The organism is Stappia sp., assembly GCF_048261845.1.
GTDB lineage: Bacteria > Pseudomonadota > Alphaproteobacteria > Rhizobiales > Stappiaceae > Stappia.
This window is the reverse complement of the sequence record NZ_JBLXFR010000003.1, coordinates 35242-60920: the sequence shown is the minus strand read 5'-3', so window position 1 is coordinate 60920 and position 25679 is coordinate 35242. Positions and strand designations below refer to the sequence as shown.

General features: G+C 64.7%; 23 protein-coding genes and 1 tRNA gene. 12 read left to right on the top strand and 12 right to left on the bottom strand.

The genetic code is table 11. The annotated features are described in order from the left end of the window. The first annotated feature begins 87 nt into the window (after positions 1 to 87). The 4 genes from ACN0T5_RS02560 (at position 88) to dnaQ (ending at position 2992) form a co-directional block, all read left to right on the top strand. A complete protein-coding gene (locus tag ACN0T5_RS02560; RefSeq protein WP_417767050.1) occupies positions 88 to 684 on the top strand; it encodes a Maf-like protein in 597 nt (198 codons plus the stop codon). Next, a complete protein-coding gene (locus ACN0T5_RS02555) occupies positions 681 to 1520 on the top strand; it encodes a shikimate dehydrogenase (protein ID WP_417767049.1) in 840 nt (279 codons plus the stop codon). The genes ACN0T5_RS02560 and ACN0T5_RS02555 overlap by 4 nt, the downstream gene beginning before the upstream one ends. Next, on the top strand, positions 1517 to 2104 hold the full coding sequence (gene coaE, locus ACN0T5_RS02550; RefSeq protein WP_417767048.1) for a dephospho-CoA kinase: 588 nt from the start codon (positions 1517 to 1519) through the stop codon (positions 2102 to 2104). The genes ACN0T5_RS02555 and coaE overlap by 4 nt, the downstream gene beginning before the upstream one ends. A 168-nt stretch (positions 2105 to 2272) precedes the next feature. Further along, the gene (gene dnaQ, locus ACN0T5_RS02545; protein WP_417767154.1) at positions 2273 to 2992 is read left to right on the top strand and encodes a DNA polymerase III subunit epsilon; all 720 of its coding nucleotides are present in this window, start codon (positions 2273 to 2275) and stop codon (positions 2990 to 2992) included. A gap of 21 nt (positions 2993 to 3013) precedes the next feature. On the opposite strand, the gene ACN0T5_RS02540 is transcribed toward dnaQ, so the two are convergent. Then, entirely contained in the window at positions 3014 to 4000 is a 987-nt protein-coding gene (locus ACN0T5_RS02540) for a 2-hydroxyacid dehydrogenase (RefSeq protein WP_417767047.1), read from the bottom strand. 348 nt (positions 4001 to 4348) lie between these two features. Here ACN0T5_RS02540 and ACN0T5_RS02535 point away from each other — a divergent pair, with 348 nt between their 5' ends. After that, entirely contained in the window at positions 4349 to 4915 is a 567-nt protein-coding gene (locus tag ACN0T5_RS02535) for an SH3 domain-containing protein (RefSeq protein WP_417767046.1), read from the top strand. 68 nt (positions 4916 to 4983) lie between these two features. Here the strand turns inward: ACN0T5_RS02535 and fabI are convergent, their stop codons facing one another. The 3 genes from fabI to fabA all read right to left on the bottom strand — a co-directional run bounded on the left by fabI (position 4984) and on the right by fabA (position 7724). Continuing rightward, positions 4984 to 5805, bottom strand: coding sequence for an enoyl-ACP reductase FabI (fabI, locus tag ACN0T5_RS02530; RefSeq protein WP_417767045.1), 822 nt, complete (start codon positions 5803 to 5805; stop codon positions 4984 to 4986). Positions 5806 to 5815: 10 nt separating this feature from the next. Further along, on the bottom strand, positions 5816 to 7039 hold the full coding sequence (fabB, locus tag ACN0T5_RS02525; protein WP_417767044.1) for a beta-ketoacyl-ACP synthase I: 1224 nt from the start codon (positions 7037 to 7039) through the stop codon (positions 5816 to 5818). A gap of 184 nt (positions 7040 to 7223) precedes the next feature. Further along, positions 7224 to 7724: a 3-hydroxyacyl-[acyl-carrier-protein] dehydratase FabA gene (fabA, locus tag ACN0T5_RS02520; protein ID WP_417767043.1), complete on the bottom strand. Its 501-nt coding sequence runs from the start codon at positions 7722 to 7724 to the stop codon at positions 7224 to 7226. 431 nt (positions 7725 to 8155) lie between these two features. Here fabA and irrA point away from each other — a divergent pair, with 431 nt between their 5' ends. Then, a complete protein-coding gene (gene irrA, locus ACN0T5_RS02515; RefSeq protein WP_417767042.1) occupies positions 8156 to 8566 on the top strand; it encodes an iron response transcriptional regulator IrrA in 411 nt (136 codons plus the stop codon). A gap of 85 nt (positions 8567 to 8651) precedes the next feature. Here the strand turns inward: irrA and nth are convergent, their stop codons facing one another. Beyond that, positions 8652 to 9407, bottom strand: coding sequence for an endonuclease III (gene nth / locus ACN0T5_RS02510; RefSeq protein ID WP_417767041.1), 756 nt, complete (start codon positions 9405 to 9407; stop codon positions 8652 to 8654). 22 nt (positions 9408 to 9429) lie between these two features. Between nth and ACN0T5_RS02505 the strand changes: the two genes are divergently transcribed. After that, entirely contained in the window at positions 9430 to 9984 is a 555-nt protein-coding gene (locus tag ACN0T5_RS02505) for a DUF2244 domain-containing protein (RefSeq protein ID WP_417767040.1), read from the top strand. 34 nt (positions 9985 to 10018) lie between these two features. On the opposite strand, the gene ACN0T5_RS02500 is transcribed toward ACN0T5_RS02505, so the two are convergent. Beyond that, complete coding sequence (locus ACN0T5_RS02500; protein ID WP_417767039.1) at positions 10019 to 12109, bottom strand: hypothetical protein; 2091 nt, start codon at positions 12107 to 12109, stop codon at positions 10019 to 10021. 220 nt (positions 12110 to 12329) lie between these two features. Here ACN0T5_RS02500 and ACN0T5_RS02495 point away from each other — a divergent pair, with 220 nt between their 5' ends. Continuing rightward, positions 12330 to 13217 (top strand): methylated-DNA--[protein]-cysteine S-methyltransferase, encoded by an 888-nt coding sequence (locus tag ACN0T5_RS02495; RefSeq protein ID WP_417767153.1) that lies wholly within the window; start codon positions 12330 to 12332, stop codon positions 13215 to 13217. A 65-nt stretch (positions 13218 to 13282) separates the two neighbouring features. Here ACN0T5_RS02495 and mutS read toward each other — a convergent pair whose 3' ends face one another. Beyond that, entirely contained in the window at positions 13283 to 16015 is a 2733-nt protein-coding gene (mutS, locus tag ACN0T5_RS02490; RefSeq protein WP_417767038.1) for a DNA mismatch repair protein MutS, read from the bottom strand. Positions 16016 to 16223: 208 nt separating this feature from the next. On the opposite strand from mutS, the gene ACN0T5_RS02485 reads away from it, so the two are divergent. The 4 genes from ACN0T5_RS02485 to ACN0T5_RS02470 all read left to right on the top strand — a co-directional run bounded on the left by ACN0T5_RS02485 (position 16224) and on the right by ACN0T5_RS02470 (position 20689). Continuing rightward, positions 16224 to 18506 carry an NADP-dependent malic enzyme gene (locus tag ACN0T5_RS02485; protein WP_417767037.1) on the top strand — a complete coding sequence of 761 codons (2283 nt, stop codon included), beginning with the start codon at positions 16224 to 16226 and terminating at the stop codon, positions 18504 to 18506. 14 nt (positions 18507 to 18520) lie between these two features. Continuing rightward, positions 18521 to 19213, top strand: coding sequence for a phosphoribosylanthranilate isomerase (locus tag ACN0T5_RS02480; RefSeq protein WP_417767036.1), 693 nt, complete (start codon positions 18521 to 18523; stop codon positions 19211 to 19213). Continuing rightward, positions 19210 to 20424: a tryptophan synthase subunit beta gene (gene trpB / locus ACN0T5_RS02475; protein ID WP_417767035.1), complete on the top strand. Its 1215-nt coding sequence runs from the start codon at positions 19210 to 19212 to the stop codon at positions 20422 to 20424. The genes ACN0T5_RS02480 and trpB overlap by 4 nt, the downstream gene beginning before the upstream one ends. A 188-nt stretch (positions 20425 to 20612) precedes the next feature. Further along, positions 20613 to 20689 (top strand) — tRNA-Arg (locus ACN0T5_RS02470). Positions 20690 to 20982: 293 nt separating this feature from the next. Here ACN0T5_RS02470 and ACN0T5_RS02465 read toward each other — a convergent pair. Genes ACN0T5_RS02465 through ACN0T5_RS02445 form a run of 5 tightly spaced genes read right to left on the bottom strand, consistent with a single transcriptional unit; the run spans position 20983 to position 25622 of the window. Next, positions 20983 to 21483, bottom strand: coding sequence for a hypothetical protein (locus tag ACN0T5_RS02465; RefSeq protein ID WP_417767034.1), 501 nt, complete (start codon positions 21481 to 21483; stop codon positions 20983 to 20985). Then, entirely contained in the window at positions 21480 to 21827 is a 348-nt protein-coding gene (locus tag ACN0T5_RS02460; protein WP_417767033.1) for a hypothetical protein, read from the bottom strand. Before ACN0T5_RS02460 ends, ACN0T5_RS02465 begins: the two co-directional genes overlap by 4 nt. Then, a complete protein-coding gene (locus ACN0T5_RS02455; protein WP_417767032.1) occupies positions 21824 to 23161 on the bottom strand; it encodes a restriction endonuclease subunit S in 1338 nt (445 codons plus the stop codon). The genes ACN0T5_RS02460 and ACN0T5_RS02455 overlap by 4 nt, the downstream gene beginning before the upstream one ends. Beyond that, positions 23158 to 24081, bottom strand: coding sequence for a GIY-YIG nuclease family protein (locus ACN0T5_RS02450; RefSeq protein ID WP_417767031.1), 924 nt, complete (start codon positions 24079 to 24081; stop codon positions 23158 to 23160). The genes ACN0T5_RS02455 and ACN0T5_RS02450 overlap by 4 nt, the downstream gene beginning before the upstream one ends. Continuing rightward, complete coding sequence (locus tag ACN0T5_RS02445; protein WP_417767030.1) at positions 24078 to 25622, bottom strand: N-6 DNA methylase; 1545 nt, start codon at positions 25620 to 25622, stop codon at positions 24078 to 24080. The genes ACN0T5_RS02450 and ACN0T5_RS02445 overlap by 4 nt, the downstream gene beginning before the upstream one ends. Positions 25623 to 25679: the final 57 nt, after the last annotated feature.

Genomic DNA, 25679 nt, shown 5'->3' with positions numbered 1-25679 from the left:
TCGCAAGGTTTCGCCTGCCGCCGCTGGCCATCGGCCCAAACCCCTGTTATCGCCATTTCATCCTTCAACAGACCTGACGGACATCCCATGACCGATCTTGTTCTTGCCAGCGGAAGCCGTATCCGGGCTGAGCTCCTGCGCAACGCGGGGCTGACGTTTCGCGTTGATCCTGCGGGGGTCGATGAACGCGCCATAGAGGCACCGCTTCTGGAGAGCGGGTTTTCGCCGGAGGACATCGCCCAGGTCCTGGCCGAGGCGAAAGCGCAGGAAACCAGCTTGCGCAATCCCGGAGCGCTCGTTGTCGGCGCCGACCAGGTGCTGGAGTTCGGCGGTGCGCGGCTGACCAAGCCGGACGACATGGAAGCTGCCCGGCGGCAGCTTCTGGCGATGTCCGGCAAGACCCATGCGTTGCATTCCGCGGCGGCGATCGCCCGCGACGGGGAGACGATCTGGAGGGCCGTCGGCACCGTCCGGATGAAGATGCGTGCTTTCGGTCCGGAATTTGTTGGCCGCTACCTTGCCGCAGTCGGAGACGATGCGCTGGCAAGCGTGGGCGCCTATCAGCTCGAGGGCCGCGGAGTGCAGCTCTTCGAGGCCATCGACGGCGACTACTTCACGGTCCTGGGACTGCCGCTTCTGCCGCTTCTCGACGAGCTTCGCCATCAGGGGGTGCTGGAAACATGACGCGCCGTGCCGCGATTACAGGATTTCCGGTCGCCCATTCCCGCTCACCGCTGGTCCACGGCCACTGGCTTGCCGAACACGGGATCGACGGAAGCTACGAGAAAGTTGCGGTTTCCCCTGACGCGGCGGCGGCCTTCTACCGAGATTTTCGGGAGAGCGGCCTTGTCGGTTGCAATGTGACGGTTCCCAACAAGGAAGCGGCGGCGGCGGCCTGCGACGAGCTCGACGAGGCCGCGCGTGCCATGGGCGCGGCCAATACGCTTTGGCTCGACGACACCGGCCGACTGATCGGTGCGAACACCGACGGCTCCGGTTTCCTGGGAAATCTCGACCAGTCGCTGCCGGGCTGGGACGACGGTCTTTCCCATGCCGTGGTTCTGGGTGCCGGCGGTGCCGCTCGGGCTGTTATATGGGCCCTGCTCTCCCGTGGTGTGAAAACCGTGGCAATCGTCAACCGAACCTATCAAAAGGCCGCTGATCTGAAGGCGCGTTTCGGACCCGACTCAATTGCCTGTCATTGGGAAGATCTTGATGACTTGATGGGGACAACCGGTCTTCTGGTAAACACGACATCCCTTGGCATGAGCGGTCAGCCGCCGCTCGAGATCGATCTGCGGAACCTGTCGGAAAGCGCCATTGTCGCCGATCTGGTCTATGTGCCGCTGGAAACGCCGCTTCTTGCCCGTGCCCGCGCCCGCGGCAACCCGGCAGTCGATGGGCTCGGCATGCTGCTGCATCAGGCCGTGCCGGGTTTCGAGCGCTGGTTCGGGGTGCGGCCGCGTGTCACCGACGAACTGCGCGCTCTGGTCCTCGCCGATCTCGGGAGCCAGGCGTGATCGTCCTTGGCCTTACCGGTTCGATCGGCATGGGCAAGTCGACCACCGCGAAGATGTTCGCCGAGGCAGGGGCGGCCGTCTATGACGCGGACGCTGCCGTGCACGCATTGTATCGGGGAGAGGCCGCGCCGCTGATTGAGGCGGCGTTTCCCGGCACCACGGACGCTGGCGTCGTCGATCGAGGGAAACTCGGCGCCCAGGTGATCGGCCAGCCGGAGGCCATGCGCCGCCTGGAGGGGATCGTTCACCCGCTGGTTCGAAAGAGCGAGACTGCCTTCCTCGAGGCAGCCCGCGAAAGCGCTGCCCGGATTGCCGTGCTGGACATTCCGCTTCTCTTCGAAACGGGCGGCGAGGCACGGGTGCGGGCGACGGTCGTCGTGACGGCGGCCCCTGAGGTCCAGAGGCAGCGCGTGCTCGCCCGCCCGGGTATGGATGCGAAGCTTCTCGACGCCCTGCTCGCCAAGCAGATGCCGGATGCGGAAAAGCGCCGGCGAGCCCATTTCCTGATCGATACAGGGCATGGAATGGCGCCCGCCCGGCGCATGGTGGGATCGGTGCTGCGCGCGGTCTCCGCCCTTGCCTGACCAGGCTGTGCCGGTTCTGCATCATGTGAACAACGGACTGCTTTACCGGGGGAAAAGCGGTGCATTTCCTCGGTATATCCAGCGAGGGCCTTGTGGCGACGCGGGCCCTTCCCGGACACTTGGCTGCCCGCAACTGCTTCTGTTGCCAAACAGGATGATGCCCTGATGCTGCGCGAGATTGCTTTCGACACGGAAACCACGGGGCTGGATCCCAGAAATGGCGACCGGCTTGTGGAGATCGGCGGGGTCGAGCTCGTCAATCACGTCCCGACGGGCCGGACCTATCATGTCTATCTCAACCCCGAGCGGGACGTGCCGATCGAGGCCTACAACGTCCACGGGCTTTCCGCGGAGTTTCTTGCCGACAAGCCCAGGTTCGCCGAAATCGCCCAGGAGTTCCTGGAATTCGTCGGCGATGCAGTGCTGGTCATCCACAACGCCGCATTCGACATGGGGTTCATCAACATGGAGCTGGGGCGGATCGGGCGTGAGCCGATCTCTCCGGCGCAGGTGATCGATACGCTGGCGATTGCGCGGCGCAAGCATCCCGGTTCACCGGCATCGCTGGATGCATTGTGCAATCGCTACGGCATCGACAATTCGCGCCGTACCAAGCATGGCGCGCTGCTCGATTCCGAGATCCTCGCCGAAGTCTATATCGAGCTGATGGGGGGCAAGCAGGCCGGGCTCGCATTGTCGGTGGAGCCTGAGCACACCCAGTCCGGTCAGGCGGATGGCCAGGACAGGACGCAACGCGAGCCTGCCAGGCCACGTCCCGCAGCCCTGCCGAAGCGGCTTACGGACGCCGAACGGACCGCCCACAGCGAATTTGTTGCCGGTATGGGCGAGAACGCCTTGTGGACGCGCTTCACTGCCGGCGGGCAGTAGCACGCAGAAGGCGAGGCCCGCTCAGAGCATCGACGGCAACACCCGGTCCGGCGGGCGGTGCCCGTCCATGAAGGTCTTGATGTTGATGATGACCTTCTCTCCCATGTCGATACGGCCTTCGACCGTCGCCGAGCCCATATGCGGGAGCAACACCACCTTGTCGGAGGCGACGAGTTTGGGATTGACCGCCGGTTCGTGCTCGAACACGTCGAGACCGGCGCCTGCCAGATGCCCGGCATCGAGTTGCCGGATCAGAGCCGCCTCGTCGATCACCTCGCCGCGCGCGGTGTTGACGATATAGGCGTTCGGCTTCATCAGCTTGAGCCGGCGCGCTGAGAGAAGATGATAGGTCGCCGGCGTGTGCGGGCAGTGAACCGAGACCACATCCATGCGGGCCAGCATCTGGTCGAGACTGTCCCAATAGGTGGCCTCGAGCGATTCCTCGAGCGTTTCCGCAACCCGCCGCCGGTTGTGATAATGGATCGACATGCCGAAGGCCTTGGCCCGGCGGGCCACCGCCTGACCGATCCGGCCCATGCCGATGATGCCCAGACGCTTGCCCCAGATTCGGTGGCCGAGCATCCAGGTGGGCGACCAGCCGCCCCACTCGCCATGTTCCAGCACCTTGATGCCTTCGGCCATGCGTCGCGGCACGCCGAGGATCAGCGCCATTGTCATGTCCGCCGTGTCTTCGGTCAGGACACCGGGCGTGTTGGTGACCGTGATGCCGCGATTGTTGGCGGTGATGACATCGATATTGTCGACGCCATTTCCGAAATTGGCGATCAGCTTGAGATTGGGGCCGGCCTGCGAGAGCACGGCGGAATCGATGCGGTCGGTGACGGTCGGGACGACGACGTCCGCCGTCTTCACCGCTTCCACCAGCTCCGCCTGGCTCAATGGCCGGTCGGCTTCGTTGAGACGGGTTTCGAACAGCTCGCGCATCCGGGTTTCGACAACATCCGGCAGCTTGCGTGTCACGACGACCAGCGGCTTTTTCCTGGGCATGCTCCTCGCCTTTTCGCGCTCTGTTGAGGGCTCCTTAACCCTGCTTGTCCCAAACTGCATCGTCTCCGAAAAGCCGGTTCGACGCTCCCGTTCTCCTTACCAGATGGTCCGTTCAAAACAAGGGATCGGAGCCGATTGATTTCCCGCAATCCGGCACCGGCCCTCGAATTGCCTTGAAAAAGAGCGATTCGCAGGGTTTCGCTTGCAGCGTTTCAGAATGGACGGAGGACCGGCGTCGCGGTGCATCGGCCTTGGGCCCTGCACCGTTCGGCAGTCTGCTTCGGCGTTCCCTGTGCCCGGCCGCGGGGACCACATGCGACAGCGTCCTTGAGAAGGGAATTGACCGGAATGACCATGCGCACGGCACCGAGAAACACAGGCCCTTGCAGCAAGCTTGTCCGCAGCCTGTGTCTGATTGCCGTACTGGTTGGCGGTGCATGGTTTGCGTCCGGTTCCATGGCCCTTGCCCAGAGCGTCACGCTCGGGCCGAGCGGGTTCCCTGTCCCCCGCTTCGTCAGTCTCAAGTCGGACCGCGTCAATGTGCGCGTCGGACCGACCCTCGAGCACCGCATCGGCTGGACCTATCTGCGCTCGGGCCTCCCCGTCGAAATCGTTCAGGAATTCGAGAACTGGCGACGCATTCGCGACTGGCAGGGCGAGGAAGGCTGGGTTTTCCATTCGCTCCTGAGCGGCCGCCGTACGGCCCTGGTGACGCCCTGGGAGAAAACCGGCACGACGCCGCTGCGCTCGGATCCGCGCTCGGATGCAAGACTGTCCGCTGAACTCGCCCCCAATGTGCTGGTCAACGTCGGCTCCTGCCGCGAGGGCTGGTGCCGGGTCAGCGGCAGCGGGTTTTCCGGCTGGATCGACCAGACCCGACTGTTCGGCGTCTATCCCGACGAAACGGTCGAATGAAAAAGCCGGCCCGATGAGGCCGGCCTTTCTTTTCCCGGATCTGCCGCCCGCTCGGGCGGGATCGCCGTTCAGACGTCCTCTTGGACCTGCGCTTCCTGTGCCTTGAGTGCGTCGAGACGCGGCATCGAGACCGTGCTGTAGCCGCTGTCGACGAAATGCACCTCGCCGGTAACGCCGGATGACAGATCGGAGAGAAGGTAGAGGGCGGATCCGCCCACTTCGTCGATGGTCACCGTCCGTCCGAGCGGAGAATGCTGCTTCTGGTAGTTGAACATCACCCGCGCATCCGAGACACCCGATCCGGCGAGCGTGCGCACCGGACCGGCCGAGATGGCATTGACGCGGATGTTCTGCGAACCGAAGTCCATCGCCAGATAGCGAACCGAAGATTCAAGCGCCGCCTTGGCCACGCCCATCACGTTGTAATTCGGCATGACCCGGTTCGATCCGCCATAGGTGAGCGTCACCATGGCGCCGCCGTCCGACATCAGGTTTGCCGCGCGCTTGGCGATCTCCGTGAAGGAAAAACAGGAAATCAGCATGGTGCGGGTGAAGTTCTCGCGGGTCGTGTCGGCATAGCGTCCGCGCAGTTCCGACTTGTCGGAAAAGGCAATGGCATGCACCAGAAAGTCGATCGAGCCCCACTCGGCTTTCAGGGTCTCGAAAACCGTGTCCACACTCGCCACGTCCTCGACATCGCACGGGATCAGAAGCTTTGCTCCGACGCTGTCGGCCAGCGGCTTGACGCGCCGGCCAAACGCATCGCCCTGGTAGGTGAAAGCCAAGTCCGCGCCCTGGGCGGCCAGCGCCTTGGCAATACCCCAGGCGATCGAGTGGTTGTTCGCGACGCCCATGACAAGGCCGCGCTTGCCTTTCATCAATCCCGACATTCTGGCCCCCTCAGCCGTGATAGCGCGACAGCGCGAGGGAGGCGTTGGTGCCTCCGAAACCGAAACTGTTGGATAGCACCGTGTCGAGACCGGCATTGTCGATCCGCTGCATCGCGATCTCGTCGGGGCTGAGCGCTGGATCAAGTTCGGTGATGTTCGCGGATGCGGTGATGAAGTCGTTCTGCAGCATCAGAAGACAGTAGATCGCCTCGTGCACGCCGGTCGCCCCCAGGCTGTGGCCCGTGAGCGATTTCGTCGAGGACGCGACGGGCTGGTCGTCGCCGAAAACCCGGCGGATCGCCTGGATCTCGCCGACATCCCCGACCGGAGTCGAGGTGCCGTGGGTGTTGACATAGTTGACCTTGCGGTCGCCGAGCGTCTCGATCGCCAGCCGCATGCAGCGTTCGCCGCCCTCGCCCGACGGAGCGACCATGTCATAGCCGTCGGAATTGGCGGCATAGCCGGTCACTTCGGCGTAGATCTTGGCACCGCGCGCCTTGGCGTGCTCAAGCTCCTCGAGGACCACCACGCCGCCGCCGCCGGCAATCACGAAGCCGTCGCGGGACACGTCATAGGCACGCGAGGCCGTGGTCGGCGTGTCGTTGTATTTGGAGGACATCGCGCCCATCGCGTCGAACAGGCAGGACAGCGTCCAGTCCAGTTCCTCGCCGCCGCCCGCGAAGACGACGTCCTGCTTGCCCCACTGGATCTGCTCGGTACCGGCACCGATGCAGTGGGCCGAAGTCGAACAGGCCGAGGTGATGGAGTAGTTGATGCCCTTGATCTTGAAGGGAGTCGCCAGGCAGGCGGAGTTGGTCGAACTCATGCCGCGGGTGACCATGAACGGTCCCATCCGCTTCGGGGACCCCTTTTCGATCACCGTCTTGTGCGCCTGGAAGATGTTCTTGGTCGACGGTCCGCCGGAGCCCATGACGATGCCGGTGCGCGGATTGGAGACGTCGCTGTCCTCCAGCCCGCTGTCGGCGATCGCCTGCTGCATGGCGAGATAGTTGTAGGCCGCACCGTCACCCATGAAGCGGAGCTGGCGCTTGTCGATCTCGGCGGCCAGGTCGATGTTCGGCATGCCGTGCACCTGACTGCGGAAACCGTGCTCCACATAGTCGGGGGCCGCGGAAATGCCGGACTTTCCCTCGCGCAGGCTCGCAAGGACTTCCTGCGCCGAATTTCCGATCGACGAAATGATGCCCAGTCCGGTGATTACCACCCGCCTCATCGCGGTCTCCCGTATAGGTTCGCACGACGCTCCAGGCGTCGTCTCGGTGTCAAGATTTCCGCGCCCAAGGGTCGCGCTGCCCCGCGGAGTTGCAGGACCGTGTCCCCACCACATAGGCGTCAACGTTCCGGCGATCAATCGTGGCGATCGCGCGCCGGTCCGCTCGGCGTTGCCGGATCCGGTGTCAGGCCTGGAACAGGCCGACCTTCAGGTCCTTGGCCTGGTAGATCTTTTCGCCATCCGCCTTCAGCCAGCCGTCGGCAACGCCGAGCACCAGCCGCCCGCGCCGCAGCTTGCGGATGTCGACGCCGTATTCGACCAGCTTCACGTCGGGCGTCACCATCTTCGAGAACTTGATCTCGCCTGTGGAAATGGCGCGACCGCGTCCCGGCTCGCCGAGCCAGCCAAGGAAGAAGCCGGTCATCTGCCACAGGGCGTCGAGGCCGAGGCAACCGGGCATCACCGGGTCGCCCTGGAAATGACAGGCAAAGAACCAGAGGTCGGACCGAATGTCGAATTCGGCGCGAACGCAGCCCATGCCATGCTCACCGCCATCTTCCGAGATCTCGGTGATCCGGTCGAACATGAGCATGGGAGGAAGCGGCAATTGCGCGTTTCCGGGACCAAACAGCTCGCCGCGTCCGCAGGTGAGCAATTCTTCGTAGGAGTAGCTGGATTGCCGCACGTTCTTCCCATTCCCGCAGGTTTTTCAAGATGCCCCGTCTACCGGCCCTGGCTTCAAGCGGCCATGTGTCGGTCCGGGGTCTGGTTCTGACCGCGCTTACTAACATAGCACCTTCCGCTTCGAAAGCCCGAGAAGTCGTTGCAATCATGCGTTTTCGCCGTGCATTCGGGTGCTCCGCCGCAGTTTGCCGCAGACTTTCCTGCTATAATACTCACGGCGCGTTGCTGTGGGTCGCATTTTGACATTTGCCTGAAGGGCCCGCAGGACTTGCAAGGAGGGCGCGGTTCATGGCAGAAAACTGCGAAGAAGGTGATCCGGCTGCGGCGTTGCCGCCGGCGTGCATGGCCGGGATTGACCGGTGGCGCGGGAACCGCCATGTCAAAGATGCCACGATACGATAGAGCCAAGGTGAGCGGTCAAACGTGAGAGAGATGCAGCGACAGCGCGAAGTTCAGGACATGCTGAGAACGGCCGGTTTGCGCCCGACCCGTCAGCGCGTTGCGCTAGCAGAACTGCTGTATTCGCGCGGGAACCGCCATGTCTCGGCCGAGCTTCTGCACGAGGAGGCCGAGGCCGCCGACGTGCCGGTGTCCCTGGCGACCGTTTACAACACGCTGCACCAGTTCACCGAAGCGGGGCTGCTGCGCGAGGTCGCGGTCGAGGGCACGAAGACCTATTTCGACACCAATACGGACGATCACCACCATTTCTTCATCGAGGGCGACAACCGCGTCGTCGACATCCCCGGCTCCGGCGTGTCGATGGCGCGCCTGCCGGAAGCGCCGGAAGGCATGGAAATCGTGCGTGTCGATGTCGTGATCCGGCTCCGCCGCAAGGGTTGACGTCCCGCCGGTGACAACCGCCGGCCAGTGCCCCGCGCGCGTTCCCGCGCCGGGTGCAGACCGTCTTTTCGAAACATCGGATCTATCAGGCCTTGTCCGCGCGCCGGGAGTTTTCCGGGCTCTTGCACAGGTCCGCGATCAGGCATTTCTCGCATTCCGGCCGGCGGGCCTTGCAGATGTAGCGTCCATGCAGGATCAGCCAGTGATGGGCGTGCAGCAGGAACTCGGGCGGGACCACCTTCTCCAGCGCCTTCTCCACTTCCAGGGGCGTCTTGCCGGGGGCGACACCGATACGGTTGCCGAGGCGGAAAAGATGGGTGTCGACGGCGATGGTCGGCATGCCGAAGGCGATGTTGAGCACCACGTTGGCCGTCTTGCGGCCGACGCCGGGCAGGGTTTCCAGCGCCTCGCGGTCCTGCGGCACCTCGCCGCCGAACCGGTTGATCAGGATCTCCGAGAGGGCGATGACGTTCTTCGCCTTGTTCCGGTAGAGACCGATCGTCTTGATTGCGTCGCGCAGCCGGTCCTCGCCCAGGGCCACCATTTTTTCCGGCGTGTCGGCAATCTCGAAAAGCGGCCGGGTCGCCTTGTTGACGCCGACATCCGTGGCTTGCGCGGACAGTGCCACCGCGACCAGCAGCGTGTAGGGGTTCACGTAGTGAAGCTCGCCTTTCGGCTCCGGATTGGCGGCGTGGAAGCGGGCGAAGATCGCGTGAAACTCGGCCTTGGTGTAGCGCGGCCGCGCCGGCCGGCGCGTCGCGCCCGAGACCTTTGCGGTTTTCGCCCTGCGGGCAGCGGCGGGCTTGCGTTTGGTCGCTGATTTCGGCTGGTTCTCGCTCATTCCCCCTCTATAATCTTCGTCCATGATGCCCGGCAATCCGAAATCCGAGCGGTTCGAGACCGCGCAGACCCTTGCGGACGGGGACGCGCCGTTCTTTGCCGCGCTCCTCACTCCCTACCGTTCGCTCGGTCCCGCCGGCTTCCGTGTTCTCATGCTGTTCATCTGCGGCATCTGCCTGCTGGCGGGTCTGGTGTTCCTGTCGCTTGGAGCCTGGCCGGTTTTCGGGTTCCTCGGGCTCGACATCCTGCTGGTCTTCTTTGCGTTCCGCTGGAACTACAAGGCGGCGCGGGCCTTCGAGGAGGTTCAGGTGTCGCGTACCGAAATCCGTATCCGCAAGGTGCGGGCCTCCGGCCGCGAGCAGCTTTTCACCTGCAACCCGTTCTGGGCGCGGCTGCACCTGCGCGAGGAAGAGGATGAAGGCGTTACGCGCATCACGCTGACGGCACGCAACCGGGCCATCGATATCGGCGGCTTTCTGAATCCGGAAGATCGCACCAGCTTCGCCGGTGCGCTCCGCTCGGCGCTTGCCCTGGCGCAATCGGGCGGGCCAGGACCTGCAGTGGCCTCCGCCGAGTGATCCGGCAAAACCCTTTGCGCTCTTCCGTCCAGGCCTAGAAGACCCGGCAGTATTGCGGCGGAGAGCCCGGACGCTGCCAGTTGACGCGGTTGCCCGAACCGCTGAGCACATATCCGCGATCGGCATAATAGAGATCGACACCGCCGCCGGACCGGTCGGCGAGCGTCACGGGCGAGAGGCCTTGCTCGCGGACGATCGCCACTTGCCGGTCGTTGTCGATGGTGACCGACAGGTAGGCGCCGCTGTCGCAGTCATAGGACAGCTCGACAAGATCGCCGCCCGGGACGAAGGGTGCGGGAGGCGGGGGCGCTATCGGCCCGCTGGCGACCGGCGCGTTGCCGCCCTGGCCCGACGTTATGGTGACCGTGCGACTGCGCCCGCGCGCCAGATACATGCCGAGACAGCGCCCCGAGGAGGTCGAGACCAGCCAGGGGTGGCCCGCCAGCGTCTGCTGCACCATCCGGCCTCCCGGCGGCACTCTGGCGTCAGTCTCGCGCAATCCGTCGAAATTGATCCAGTGAACGACGATGGGCCGCTGGCGGCGGTTCTCGAAGACCATGGTGGCCGGCAGGTCGCTCGGCACAGAGGTGATGAAACCTTCGTCGGCGCAGGTCGGTCCCTGGGGATCCGCGCCGGCGACAGGCAGTCCGCGCGTCGGGCCGGGGGTGTCGGCGACAGCGGGCGCGGGCGTGGCGCAAGCCTGTTGGAACGCGCGCACCGGGCCGGCGCTGCCCGACAGCGACACCCGGTAGCGCCAGCTTCCCTGCAGCGCCACCGTCAGCGCTTCGCCGCGCGCAAGCCCCGACCAGATCGGATCGTCGGCGGCAAGTCGCACCAGCGGCATCGACCGGCCGCTTTCATTGTTGGCCGAGGACCCGCGCCCGGTATAGCGACGGGTAATGTCGCGGGCGGAAAGGGCAACGTCGACGGGCGCGTTCTCGGCAAGGCGAAGCTCACCCGGCAAAAGGCTCGTCTCGATCTGGTTGGACCCCCGCTCGCAGGTCGCCAGGAAGCCCCGGTCGTCCGTTTCCCGGATGCCGTAGACCAGCCTCAACGTGTCGCCCTGACCGGGAGAAACATACCATTCGCGCCTGTCGAAAAGCGGCAGGGCGAGAGCGTCATGGGGAGCGGAGGAACGGCCGCCGGCAGGAGCCTCGTCCCGGGCATTTTCAGCCGTCTCCGTTCGCTCTTCCGTCTCCTCGCCCGTTCGTTTTTCCTCGCGGCGCGCCGGATCCGTGCGGGCGGTCTCGTCGCGGCTGCCGCGCAGGTTGCCGGACGTGTCCGATCCGTCCGCGCCGCCCGACGTCGTCGGTCGGCGGACGCCGCCTGCAAGTGGCGGGGCGGCGGGGCCGGCTGTCGAGGGCACTGCCCGGCGCACATTGCCTCCGCCCGCCTGTTGCTTGGCTGCGGCCTTGGTGCTCATCGTCACCTTCCAGTCGCCGCAGATATCGACGGTGTCCTGCAGGATACGCCCGTCTGCGAGCACGAGCCGCATCGGCCGGCGGCAGTCGATCTGCCCGTCATTCTTGTCGTTGCCTTCGACCTCGACGAACACGCGGGCCTGGGAGCGGCGGCGCACCTGCGCGGGCCGGTCATCGATGAAGACCTCGCGGATCGCGGTGTCATCATCCGTCTGGATCATCACCAGCTTGCGTTCGATGCGGCCGGAGCCCGTCTTTTTCGCCTGTGCGGGAGAGGACGAAACGGTCTCCGCTGGCGCGGTCTTCGGAGGTGCCGGGCGGGTTGCGGCGGCCGTCTCCACTGTCAGCGTGTAGTTCGCCGCGCAAAGGTCATAGGAGCGGGACAGCGACCGGCCGTTGGACAGCGTGATCGCCAGCGTCTGCTGGCAGGCAAAGTCCTTGCCCGCCGCACCGGCCTCCACGAACAGGCTTGTGTCCGACTTGCCGACGGACTTGAGCGCGGTGCCCCCGCTGGTGGCCGATGTTATGGCGATCGCGGGGTTGTCGCTTTTCAGGGAAACGATGCGGACATCGGCGCTTGCGGGCACTCCGGACAATGCCAGTGCCGTTGCTGTCACCGCCAGTGCCAGGGCCCTTGCGAAAACCGAGCGTCCGGGATTGGCCAGGGGGCGTGTCGGGCGGGCCGGCAGGGAGCGCTCTTGCATGTCGTTGGTATCCATCTCGCGTGCGTGCAACCTGATGATGTGCCTGAGGGCCGCAGAGTGGCCCGGGTTTTTGGCCGAAGCAAGACGGCGTTCGGGCCTGATGGCATGTCGCAAATCGGGTGGTGCGACGACCGGCACGGCTCTAGGCTATGTGGAGAGTTTGCAAGGACTGCAAGAGGAGAGCGTCGCGATGACCGTGATGCAGGATATCGCCGCACCGATGATGGCACCGCGTGCCGCGCTGTCGCCGCGTGAGGCTGCCCGCGACTATGAAACCGTGCGTCGCACGTTGCAGACGATCACCGAGGGCTGGCGGGACCAGCCGAGCCTGGAGGCACTTGCCGGGGATCTCGGGCTGGAACCGATCCAGTTGCAGCGGGTCTTCTCGCGCTGGGCGGGGATCACGCCGAAGCAGTTCCTGCAGGCGATCACGCTCGACCATGCCCGTGCCCTGCTGCGCCAGTCGGCGACCGTGCTCGACGCAAGCTACGAGGTGGGCCTGTCCGGCCCGGCCCGGCTTCACGATCTCTTCGTCACCCACGAGGCGATGACCCCGGGCATCTATCGCGCCAAGGGCGAGGGGGCCGTGATTTCCTGGGGCTTCCATCCCTCGCCTTTCGGCATGGCGCTGGTGATGGCGACCGAACACGGCCTTGCCGGCCTTGCCTTTGCCGATCCGGGCGAGGAGCGCGCCGCGCTCGACGACATGATGGAGCGCTGGCCGAGAGCAACCTATGCGGAGGATCTGGCACGCACCGCGCCATTGGCGGAGCGGATCTTCAGTCCCGATGCCTGGGCAGCCGACACGCCGCTGCGGGTCGTGCTGATCGGCACGGATTTCGAGATCCGCGTCTGGGAGACGCTGCTGCGCATCCCGCTTGGCCGCGCCACCACCTATCAGGCCATTGCCGAGCGTCTTGGCAAGCCGCGCGCGGCGCGCGCCGTGGGACGCGCCGTCGGTCGCAACCCGGTTTCCTTCGTGGTGCCTTGCCACCGGGTGCTCGGCAGCAACGGCAAGCTTTGCGGCTATCACTGGGGCCTGACGCGCAAGCGTGCGATCCTCGGCTGGGAAGCGGGTCTGGCCGGTCCCGTTCTGGAAAACCTGTAAGGCCGATGAGGCCGGTCCCCCTGACAGCGCCTTTTGGGGGATTTCCGTGACCGTTTGCTGCCGGATCAGTTTCCGGCGCGTTGCCGCTTGAGCGCATAGAGCGCTTCCAGCGCCGCGCGCGGCGTCAGGTCGTCCGGATCGAGTGCATCAAGCGCGTCGAGAACCGGATCGGACGCCGCCGTCGTCGCGGGGCGGGTCGGGGCTGACAGCGCTGCGAACAGCGGCAGGTCGTCAATAAGCTGCTCGCCTGGCGCCCTGCGATCCTGTTCTTCCAGCTGTGCCAGGACGGCGCGCGCGCGCTCGATCACCGCAGCCGGCAGGCCGGCGAGCTTCGCCACCTGGATGCCATAGGAGCGGTCGGCGGCTCCGGCCACGATTTCGTGCAGGAACACGACGTCGCCCTGCCACTCCTTGACCTTGACGGTGGCATTGGCCAGTCGGTCGAGGCGGGCCGACAGCGCGGTCAACTCGTGATAATGCGTTGCAAAGAGCGCGCGGGACCGGTTTGCTTCGTGCAGATGCTCGATCGCCGCCCAGGCAATCGACAGTCCGTCGAAGGTCGAGGTGCCACGGCCGATCTCGTCGAGGATCACCAGCGAGCGTGGTCCGGCCTGGTTGAGGATCGCCGCCGTCTCGACCATCTCCACCATGAAGGTCGAGCGGCCGCGGGCGAGATCGTCAGCGGCCCCGACACGCGAGAACAGCCGGTCGACCACGCCGATACGGGCGGACGTCGCCGGCACGAAGGCGCCGGTCTGGGCCAGGATCGCGATCAGCGCGTTCTGGCGCAGGAAGGTCGACTTGCCCGCCATGTTGGGGCCGGTGATCAGCCAGATCCGGCCGCCTTCATCCCCCTCGCCGGGTCCCAGATCGGCATCGTTGGCGACAAATCCGCCGCCGTCCCGCTTCAACGCGGCCTCGACGACCGGATGGCGACCGCCCTCGATGAAGAAGGCGAGGCTGTCGTCGACCAGAGGCCGGCAATGGTTCTCCTCGTCCGCCAGATGGGCAAGGCCGGCGGCGACATCCAGCACGGCAAGTCCGTCGGCGGCCCCCTTGATCGCCGCGCCGGCCGCCACGGCATCCGCGCACAGGCGCCGGAAGACCTCGCTCTCCAGCGCCAGCGAACGACCGGCGGCATTGGCGATGCGGCTTTCCAGCTCCGCCAGTTCGGTGGTGGTGAAGCGCATCGCGCCGGCCATGGTCTGGCGGTGGATGAAGCGCCCCGGATCGGCGGTCAGTTTCTCGGCATGGGTGGCCGGCACCTCGATGAACCAGCCGAGCACGTTGTTGTGCTTGATCTTCAGGGCCCGGATCGCGAGCTCCTCGATCAGTCCGCCCTGCAGTTGGGCGATGACCTTGCGGCTGTCGTCGCGCAGCCGGCGCAATTCGTCGAGATCGGGGAGGTAACCCTCCGCCACGAAGCCGCCATCGCGGGCAAGCAGCGGCGGATCGTCGACAAGCGCGACGTCAAGCTCCCGGGCAAGTTCCACCGGCGCCGCGGCGATCCCCGCCAGCGCCTCTCCGATTTCGGCGCCCTCCGCTCCCGGCTCTGCGAACAGTGCGGCTATTTCGCCGGCAGCGGTAAGGCCGGTCGCGATCGCCACAAGGTCGCGTGGGCCGCCGCGCTGCATGGCGATGCGCGACAGGGCGCGGGCCATGTCCGGCACGGACTTGAGCTTCTCGCGCAGCCTCTCGCGCAGATAAGTGTCCCCGGCGAGCCGCTCGACGGCATCCTGGCGCAGGCGGATTTCCTCGATATCGGTCAGCGGACCGCCCAGCCGTGCGGCGAGCAGGCGCGAGCCGGGTCCCGAGACCGTGCGATCGATGACCGAGAGCAGGGAACCGGCGCGCTCGCCGGACAGGGTGCGCATCAGCTCCAGGTTGGCGCGTGTCGCCGGGTCGATCAGCATGCGCGCGCTTGCGCCTTCCGCAGCCGGCGGGTCGAGCGGCGGCCGCTCGCCATACTGGGTGCGTTCGACATAGGCGATGGCCGCCGCCGCTGCCGTCAGCTCGAGCCGCGAGAAGGCGCCGAATGCCTCGGGCGTCGCAACGCCGTAGTAGCGGGCCAGCCTTTCCGGTGCTGTCGCGCTGTCGAACAGGCTGCGCGGCACGGGCGACAGCGCTGCGCCGCACTCCTCGATCAGCCGGCGCAAATCCGTGTCCTCGAGCAGGCTGTCAGCGACAATCACCTCGCGCGGGTCGATGCGGGCAAGATCGCCTGAAAGTCCGCGCGCGTCGCTTGTCGCGATGCGGAAGGCGCCGGTGGAAATATCCACCCAGGCGAGCCCGTAGGCGGTGTCTCCGTCGAGCGATCCGGTGCGGGCGCGCGCAAGCGTCAGGAGATAGTTGTTGCGGTTCGCCTCCAGCAGCCGGTCCTCGGTCAGCGTGCCGGGCGTGACAAGGCGCACCACCTCGCGCCGCACCACCGACTTGGAGCCGCGTTTCTTCGCCTCCGCCGGATCCTCGGTCTGTTCGCAGACCGCGACGCGGAAACCGAGCGCGATCAGTTTCTGCAGATAGTCGTCGGCCGCATGCACCGGCACGCCGCACATCGGGATGTCCTCGCCCAGATGCTTGCCGCGCTTGGTCAGCGTGATGCCGAGCGCCCGAGAGGCCTCCTCCGCGTCGTGGAAGAACAGCTCGTAGAAGTCGCCCATGCGGTAGAACAGCAGGCAGTCCGGATTGGCCGTCTTGATCTCGATATACTGCGCCATCATCGGCGTCATGCCGGCGAGGTCCGGTGCGGGCGTCTTCGGCGCGCTGCTGGTGTCTTGGGTCTGGATATCGTCGGCCATGCAGTCTGGACCCTAGTTCGGCCGGCGCTCGCGGAAAACCCGAAAATGACGGGGCCGCTTTCCGCCGGCAGGCAGCATCGGTGATTTATCAGATGGAATAAGAGCTTTCACCGCATGCGCTCCTCCGTTCGGGTTGAGTGGTGTATTTTCCGGGGATAAGGTCTGCGTCCGTCGGAGGTCGGCGGCAAGATCGAAGTGGAGGGGCGGAATGCCGACGACGGACAAATCGGGCAAGAGCAGTGTCAGCTTTACCGAGCAGGAGGCATTGCAGTTCCACCAGCAGGGCCGGCCCGGCAAGCTGGAGATAACGCCGACCAAGCCGATGGCGACCCAGCGCGACCTGTCGCTCGCCTATTCGCCCGGCGTTGCCGTTCCCGTCAGGGCGATTGCCGAGGATCCCTCGCGTGCCTTCGACTACACGACGCGCGGCAATCTCGTCGCGGTGATCACCAACGGCACGGCGATCCTCGGCCTTGGCAATCTCGGCGCGCTCGCCTCCAAGCCGGTGATGGAGGGCAAGGCGGTGCTGTTCAAGCGCTTCGCCGATGTCGATTCGATCGACCTGGAGATCGACACCGAGGATGTCGATGCCTTCGTCAATTCCGTCCGCTATCTGGGCCCCTCCTTCGGCGGCATCAACCTTGAGGACATCAAGGCGCCGGACTGCTTCATCATCGAGCAGCGCCTGCGCGAGCTGATGGACATTCCGGTCTTCCACGACGACCAGCACGGCACGGCGATCATTGCCGCCGCCGGCCTGATCAACGCACTGCACCTGACGGGCCGCGAGCTGGCGACGACACGCATCGTCTGCAACGGCGCCGGCGCGGCCGGCATCGCCTGCATCGAGTTGGTCAAGGCGCTGGGCGTGCCGCACGAAAACGTCATCCTGTGCGACACCAAGGGCGTCATCTACAAGGGCCGCTCCGAGGGCATGAACCAGTGGAAGTCGGCCCATGCGGTGGAGACCCCTGCCCGCAGCCTCTATGACGCGATGAAGGGGGCGGACGTCTTCTTCGGCGTCTCCGTCAAGGGCGCGCTGACCGAGGACATGCTGCGCGTCATGGCGCCCAACCCGGTCATCTTCGCCATGGCCAACCCGGATCCGGAGATCACCCCCGAGGAGGCGCATGCGGTGCGCGACGACGCCATCGTCGCCACGGGGCGCTCCGACTACCCGAACCAGGTCAACAACGTCCTTGGTTTCCCCTACATCTTCCGCGGTGCGCTCGACGTGCAGGCCACCACCATCAATGACGAGATGAAGGTCGCCTGCGCCTGGGCGCTGGCCGAACTTGCCCGCGAGGAGGTGCCGGACGAAGTCGCCGCCGCCTATCGCGGCAACCGGCCGAAATTCGGTCCCGAATACATCATTCCGGTGCCCTTCGATCCGCGCCTGATCTCGGCAATCCCCCCGGCGGTCGCCCAGGCGGCAATGGACACCGGCGTTGCCCGCCGGCCGATCGTCGACATGGAGGCCTATCGCCACCAGCTCTCCGCCCGCCGCGATCCGGTCGCCGGCACGTTGCAGCGGATCTTCTCCAAGGTGCGCCAGCAGCCCAAGCGCGTCGTCTTCGCCGAGGGCGAGGAGGAACCGGTGATCCGTGCGGCGGCAAGCTTCGTTGCGCAAGGGCTCGGCGAGGCGATCCTGATCGGCCGGGAGGACGAGGTGCGCGAGGTCGCGGCTGCCGCGGGTGTCGATCTGGAGCGTGGCGGCATCTCGGTGCTCAACGCACGGCTTTCCACCCGCAATGCCGATTATGCGGAATACCTCTATGCAAGGTTGCAGCGGCGCGGCTACCTGCTGCGCGACTGCCAGCGTCTCGTCAACAACGACCGCAATTACTGGGGCGCCATCATGGTGGCGCGGGGCGATGCCGATGCCATGGTCACCGGCCTCACCCGCAACTATTCGGTCGCCCTCGACACGGTGCGCAGCGTGATCGACGCCAAGCCCGGCCACAGGGTGATCGGCGTGTCGCTGGCTCTGTGCCGGGGCCGCACGGTGCTGGTTGCCGACACTGCGGTCATCGACATGCCGACCTCCGAGGAACTGGCCGACATCGCCGAAGAGGCGGCTCATGTCGCCCGCCGCCTGGGCTACGAGCCGCGCATCGCCATGCTTGCCTATTCGACCTTCGGCCATCCGCGCGGCGAGCGGTCGGAGAAGGTCATCGAGGCGGTGAAGATCCTCGACCGCCGCCGGGTTGACTTCGAGTATGACGGCGAGATGGGGGCCGATGTGGCGCTCAACATGGACAAGATGGCGGCCTATCCCTTCTGCCGCCTGACCGGACCGGCCAACGTGCTGGTCATGCCGGCGTTCCACTCGGCCTCGATCTCCACCAAGATGCTGCAGGAGCTCGGCGGCTCGACGGTGATCGGCCCGCTGCTTGTCGGCCTCGACAAGGCGGTGCAGATCCTGCCGATCGGCGCCAAGGACAGCGACATCGTCAACATGGCGGCCATCGCCGCCTACAACGTGACGTGAGAAGGACAAACGGCATGGACGCGCGCGGCCTCGTCAAGATCTGCGGTCTGTCGACCGAAGAGACGCTGGATGCCGCGCTCGACGCCGGGGCCGACATGATCGGCCTCGTCTTCTTCGAAAAGAGCCCGCGCAACGTTTCGCTGGAGACGGCAGCCGGCCTTGCGAAGCGTGCGCGGGGCCGGGCGGAAACCGTCGTGCTCACCGTCGATGCGGACGATGCTCTTGTGGACGCGATCATTTCGGCCGTGCGGCCGCACTGGCTGCAGTTGCACGGGCACGAGAGCCCGACGCGCTGCGCCGAGCTGAAAGCGCGGCACGGCCTCCGCATCATGAAGGCGCTGGGCGTTTCGTCCGCCGGTGACCTTGCCGCCGCCGTGCCCTATGTTCCCCATGTGGACCGGCTGCTTTTCGATGCCAAGCCGCCGAAGGGGGCGGTTCTGCCGGGCGGCAATGGCGTCAGCTTCGACTGGCGGATCCTCAAGGGTCTTGACCTTGGCGTTCCGCTCATGCTTTCCGGTGGGCTTGACGCTTCGACGGTCGGCGAGGCGATCCGCATCGGCGGCATCCGCGACGTCGACGTCTCCTCGGGCGTGGAACGCGCGCGGGGCGTCAAGGACACGGAACTCATCAGGGCGTTCGTCGCGGCTGCACGCCGGGCGGTGCCGGGAGCGGCGCCGGACGCCGCCGAACAGGGACGGAACGCATGACGATCCAGCACAACACTTTCCGCTCCGGCCCGGATGAGCGCGGCCATTTCGGCATTTTCGGCGGCCGCTATGTCGCCGAGACCTTGATGCCGCTGATCCTCGATCTCGAGCAGGCCTACAAGGCCGCCAAGGCGGACCCCGCCTACCAGGCCGAGATCGACGACCTCAACACCCACTACACCGGCCGCCCCTCGCCGCTCTATTTCGCCGAGCGGCTGACGGAGGAGCTGGGCGGCGCGAAGATCTATTTCAAGCGCGACGAGCTCAACCACACCGGCAGCCACAAGATCAACAATTGCCTGGGCCAGATCCTGCTGGCCAGGCGCATGGGCAAGACCCGCATCATCGCCGAGACCGGAGCCGGCCAGCACGGCGTCGCCACCGCCACTGTCTGCGCCCGTTTTGGCCTGCCCTGCGTCGTCTACATGGGCGCCACCGATGTGGAGCGGCAGAAGCCCAACGTCTTCCGCATGAAGCTGCTTGGCGCCGAGATCGTGCCGGTCACGGCGGGCGCGGGCACGCTGAAGGACGCGATGAACGAGGCGCTGCGCGACTGGGTCACCAATGTCGCGGACACCTATTATCTGATCGGCACGGCCGCCGGCCCCCATCCCTATCCGGAGATGGTGCGCGACTTTCAGGCCGTGATCGGCAAGGAGACCCGGGAACAGGTGATGGCGGCGGAAGGCAGGTTGCCCGACGCGATCGTTGCCGCTGTCGGCGGCGGCTCCAATGCCATCGGCCTGTTCCATCCTTTCCTCGATGATCCGGAGGTTTCCATCTATGGCGTCGAGGCCGGCGGCCACGGGCTGGAGGGCGACGAGCATTGCGCCTCGCTCAGTGCCGGCAAGCCGGGCGTTCTGCATGGCAACCGCACCTATCTGCTGCAGGATGACGACGGCCAGATCCTCGAGGGCCACTCGATCTCCGCCGGCCTCGATTATCCCGGCATCGGGCCGGAACATTCCTGGCTGAAGGACACGGGCCGGGTTTCGTATGTTCCGGCAACCGACAACGAGGCGCTGGAAGCCTTCAAGCTGCTGACCCGTGTCGAGGGCATCATCCCCGCGCTCGAGCCGGCCCATGCGCTCGCGCATGTGATGAAGCTTGCCCCGACCATGGGCAAGGAGCAGGTCATCGTCATGAACCTGTGCGGGCGCGGCGACAAGGACGTCTTCACCGTCGGCAAGATTCTCGGCTTCGATCTCTGAAAAAGCCGGCCCGGCCGGTGGTGGTTGCCGATCCGGCCCGACTGTTTCACAGGGCCTGTGCATCGGCGGCCTGTCGAGACCGTAGCCCTTCGGGGGCCGGACAAAACCGTTGCCTCGCGGCAGCGGATCGGCTATCCGTTCGCCAAGTGCCGCAACATGCGGCCGCTCAGGGCGGTTCCCGCCCCGAAGCACCCGTAGCTCAGCTGGATAGAGCGCTGCCCTCCGAAGGCAGAGGTCACAGGTTCGAATCCTGTCGGGTGCGCCACGATTTTCCAGAGTGTTTCAACGACTTGGAAGATCAGAAGACGCCCCCAGAAAGCCAATCCGGATCGGTCTGTCACGCTGGTGACACAGTGACGGAGACGAGAATGACGTCCATCCGAAAACGCGGCCAGAGCTGGCAAGCCCGGATCCGCCGTCAGGGCCGGGCGCCCATCACGAAGACTTTCCTCAAGAGAGCCGACGCAGAGCTCTGGGCCGAGCAGACAGAGGTCTGCCCTGGACCGGGAAGACGTCGGGATGTTGATGCATGCAAGGGCTTCCAGTGGGCGGATTGCCTCAGCGGGGAGCTGTCTCGGCCGTCTTGAGATCCGCCGCCCACTTGAACACCTTCTCCTGTTGTTCGCGGAGAAACGCTTCAGGATCCGCGACAACATGGCCGACCGTCTTGCATCCGGCGACGAAGCCATTGAGCGTGCCTTCATCCATCGCGCCGGTTTCGAGGTTGCCCTTGGTTACGACAATGGCACTGATCAACGGCCAATCCTTGCGGTGGCAAAACTCGATCAGTTCCTGAAGGTGCCGGTTCATGGCGTAGCGCACTTTCGACCATTCAACGCCACTCGCATCCGACAGCTCGCCGTAGGAGATGAACCTGCCCTCCCTGGCCGCCGCCAGCACGGCACGCCTCGTGGTGTCGAAGTCGAGCCCCTTGCCCTTCCGGCGACCGCGCTCCGCCAGGAGATCCAGATAGTATGGATCGTCGGCTTTTCCGCTCGCCCAATAGTTTGCAATCAGGTTTTCCAGCTCGTCGTCGTTCCAGTCCTGAACGGCTTTCACGGCGTGATGGTCCTCCCCGAGAAAGTGCGAAGGGCCAGGCGGAAATGATACGCAGATACCTGCTCGAACAGGACGGTATCGCCCGGAGCCGCACCTGTTCGGTCGAAAAACCCGCGAACGAAACGTCTGTCCCGGAAAAACAGTCTCGGACGCCCGTTCCTGTCTGTCGGGACGTCCGTGTCAGCAACCAGACTGCCGAACTCCAGACGGATCGCGCTCGGCGCGGGATTGTCCTTTGTGCTGCCCCCGAAAACATCGGCAGGAAGGCTGGGCCGCAACGATGTGATGTAGATGTGACCGTTCCGGAGATTGCCTTCCGTCAGCGTGCTTTCGAATACCGTCATGCGGTCGCCCTCCGCCCCCGTTTCGCCCTGGGGGCGGCGGCGCGCTCGGCCCTGATGCGCTCCAGCAGCACGGAGGCGGGCTCGTCAGCCGGGTCCTGCGGCACAAGCTCGCCCCGGAAAGCCTTGGCGAGGATGGCCTCGTCCAGCCTGTCCGTCAGCGCCAGCGCCCGCTTCGCCTCCGCCGCCAGCCTGTCGATTTTTGCGAAGGCGCTCTCTATGCGGCGGACGATTTCTTTTTGTTTTGAAACAGGGGGCCAAGGCAACGATAGCTTTTTTATCTGGGCCAATGAGAAATTCGCCCGAGCTACATCTACGGCTCCTGCAGTAATGGCCGCCTGTGCTTCATCTGTTTGCAACCACCAACAGAGGTAGTTGGCGGACACCGGATCCCTGCGCGCCAGTTTTATGACCGAAACAGCCTGGTTGCAGTTGGCTCCTGAGATGGATTCGCTCGCTACCGTTGTACGGCCAATCGATGCTCCGACAATGTTCAAAAGAACGTCGTTTTCTTCGATGACCGAATTGGTTTGCTTGAGATTGAACTCCGGAGCCAGAAAGGCCTCGTCCTCAAGTCGTAAATGCCCCCAACCAATGTTTTGGCTTCTAATGAAACGAACACCCTCGTTCTGATACTCAAACCCCTGCCACTTAGGACTAGTGCCTTTGGTGACTTTTGCGGCTACATCCCCGATAGAAGCACGGTCGACGTGGGTCTCCTTCGTCAGCTCCCCCAAGAACGCCTTGGAGAGCACGGCTTGCTTGTAGCGTTTGACGAGGGTGTCGATGCGGGCGAGCGCGTCCCGAGCGCGGGTGGAGCGGGCGCTCAGGGCGTCCAGCTTGGCGACAATGCGCTTCTGCTCGGCCAGGGGTGGGACGCAAACTTTCTGTCGGCCAATCGTCGTGAGCGTCAATCTACGTATAGCAGAACCGGTCATGTCGCCGGTCATTCGGGCGAAGAGTTCCGGTGAATTCAACTGGCATTTCAAGAAATGAGCATCGAGTAATTCTGCAGGGCGAATTAGGGCCACGCTTGAGAGCATAGAGAACTCTTCGCTAAGCGGATTGACGATAGCCAAACCTGTGGTCGCCCCATCCTTGATGTAGAGAACGTCGCCTTTTCTAACCGGGCAACGCTTATAGATCGTCTGATGAGTTTCACGGTCAACAAAAGAGATGTTGGTCAGGTCGAGGCCATGTCGCTTAATGTTTTTAGCCGTGACGTACTTGAACTCACCTATTTGACCGTTGGATGGAGAATGATGGGTACCATCTGTAATGAGATCACATACGTAATTTAATTCGCCCTCAACCCAACCTTTCGGCAGCTCGCTCATTCCGCGACCTCCTGCCGTGCTGCTTCCGCCTGTTGCCAGTCATGATAGGTTTGTTTGCTCCCCTTCACCTTCCATTCTATTCGCCCATTGCTGTTGCGATCCAGCACAACGGAGGCGGCAGCGGACGGGCTTGAAAACGACCACGGTTTGGAGAACTTCAAACCTGTTTCTGCCGGAATCAGCGTGCCATCCTCGATCAACTTTTCCTTCAAGCCGGAGTAACTGTTGTGAGAATAACCGGCATCAGAAACGGCCCCAGACCCTTCCAACACAACAAATTCACCGTCTTCCTCAACCGCTGTTGCCGCTATCCCGCTCTTGTGCCGGACTTCAAATTGCACTTCGCCACTGGTTCGCTCTGCAACAGGTTTCTGTGTTTCACTGACGGCTTTAGGTTGCGGCTTGAGCATTTCCAGGCCAATGACTGGCAGGACGATTTTCAAGTTCGCTAGAAACTGCTCCATGTTCGCGCGGTCCGCTTCTGGTAGGCGGCGGCGATTTGTTTGCGGATGAGTGCCATTATCCAATGAAACTCGGCCTGACTGGCTGGTGAGTTCTATCAGTCTGGCCTCTAGATACTCAGCATGTCCTTTGGATAGATCATCATCACTGGTGGTTACCGCAATCGCCGTTTCCCAGAACTCACGGTTTACAGCGCTCTGGCGAATCCGCTCCGCAACGGAATTGCCGGAGCCGATATAGACCCTCGTAAGTCCAGCTCGATCCGGATCTGGTCCGGCCAGTACATAGACTCCGGTGCGGTCCACTTCTTCGCGAGCCGTCAGCTCGCCAAAGGCAGAAGTGCCGCTGACGAAGAGCATCCCTGTCCAGCCATGGATAGTGGCCTTTCGCAGCCCGGTGGGTTTGCCATCCACCAGAAAGAGCTGAATTGTGCGCCCGAAGGTTTCTCCAGTACTCATCGCGCCGCCTCCGGCGCGTCGACCGGTGCAGTCTCTTCCAGCTCCGCGCTCAGCGCCTCGATTTCCACCATGGCCGCTTGCAGGTGCCCCAGGATCGCCGCTGCGATGTCATCCGGCTCCGTGAGGCCCTCTTCCGCCTCCTCCTCCGCCTCGCGCAGCCAGGAAATGTCGAGATTGTCGCCGCGAGCAGCGATTTCCTCGCGGGTGAAGCAGCGCCAGCGCCCCTCCTCGCCCTCGTCCTTTCCGCGTTCTGCACCGTTCGGGTCGGTGCCGAAGGCTTGTTCGAAGTCGGTGAAATGGGCGTCGGTCAGCTGGTTGGTCTTGCCGAATTTCGGCATCTGGGCGCGCAGGTCATAGACCCAGACCTCGTCGGTGTTGCCGGTCTCGGTCTTGCCCCTGGTCAGGAAGATGACGTTGGTCTTCACCCCTTGGGCGTAGAAGATGCCGGTGGGCAGGCGCAGGATGGTGTGCAGGTCGCACCAGTCCATCATCATCTGCCGCAGCGCCTTGCCGCGCCCGTCCTCGAACAGCACGTTGTCCGGCACGACGATGGCCGCCCGGCCGCCGGGCTTCAGCGAGCGGATGCAGTGCTCGACGAAGGGAAGCTGGTAGGAGGAGACGGAGGCCGTCACCGTCAGGTCGTCGCGGGTCGGCGCCCCGCCCGCCGGGCCGAACGGCGGATTGGTCAGGATCAGGTCGGCCTTGCCGAGCCGCGTGCCCTTGTCCGACAGGGTGTCGCCCATGGCCACATGTTCGGGCGCCAGGTCGTGGAGATAAAGGTTCATGAGGAGAAGGCGGTAGGTTCCGGCGACATTCTCCATGCCGTGAAACGCATTGGCCTTTTGCCAGGCGCCGCTGTCCGGCAAGTCGAAATAGCCGTCGGTGTCGGCCTTCATGTAGCGGTCGGCGGCGATCAGGAAGCCGCCGGTGCCCGACGCCGGATCCTGGATCACTTCGCCGGGCCTCGGCTGCATCAGCCGCACCAGCACCTCGATCAGGACGCGCGGGGTGAAATACTGCCCGGCGCCGCGCTTGGTCTCTTCCGCGTTCTTCTGGAGAAGGCCCTCGTAGAGATCGCCGAACTGGTCGCGCTCCTCGGAAAACCAGTCGAGATCGTCAATGGCGGCGACCAGCGTCGTCAGGTTCTGCGGCTCGCGGATGAAGGTGGAGGCATTGTCGAAGATCGCCTGGACCATTTCCGGGATCGGCCTGGCATCGGCGTAGCGTTCCCGTTCTTCTCGCCCGGCAGTATCCGTCGGCTTCAGGACAAGCCTGTCATTTGCTCCGATGCGGGAACTTGTGCTGCCCAGCGCCACCAGGGACGCGCGATACATTTCCAGCTGCTCGAGGCCGTTGACCCGTGCCAGTTCGCTCCAGCGGCAGCTGACCGGGATCGCGCCTGTTTCCCGCCCCCGCTCCTTCATCATCTTCAGGAAGAGCAGATAGGTCAGCTCCGTCACATACTGCTGGTAGGTGATCCCGTCTTTCCGGAGGACGGCGCAGAGGCGCCAGAGTTTCTGGACGATGGCATTGGCGTTCATGTCGGTGTCGTTTCCTGAAGGACGGGCTGGCAAGAGGGATAGCGGCAAGGCCGTGCG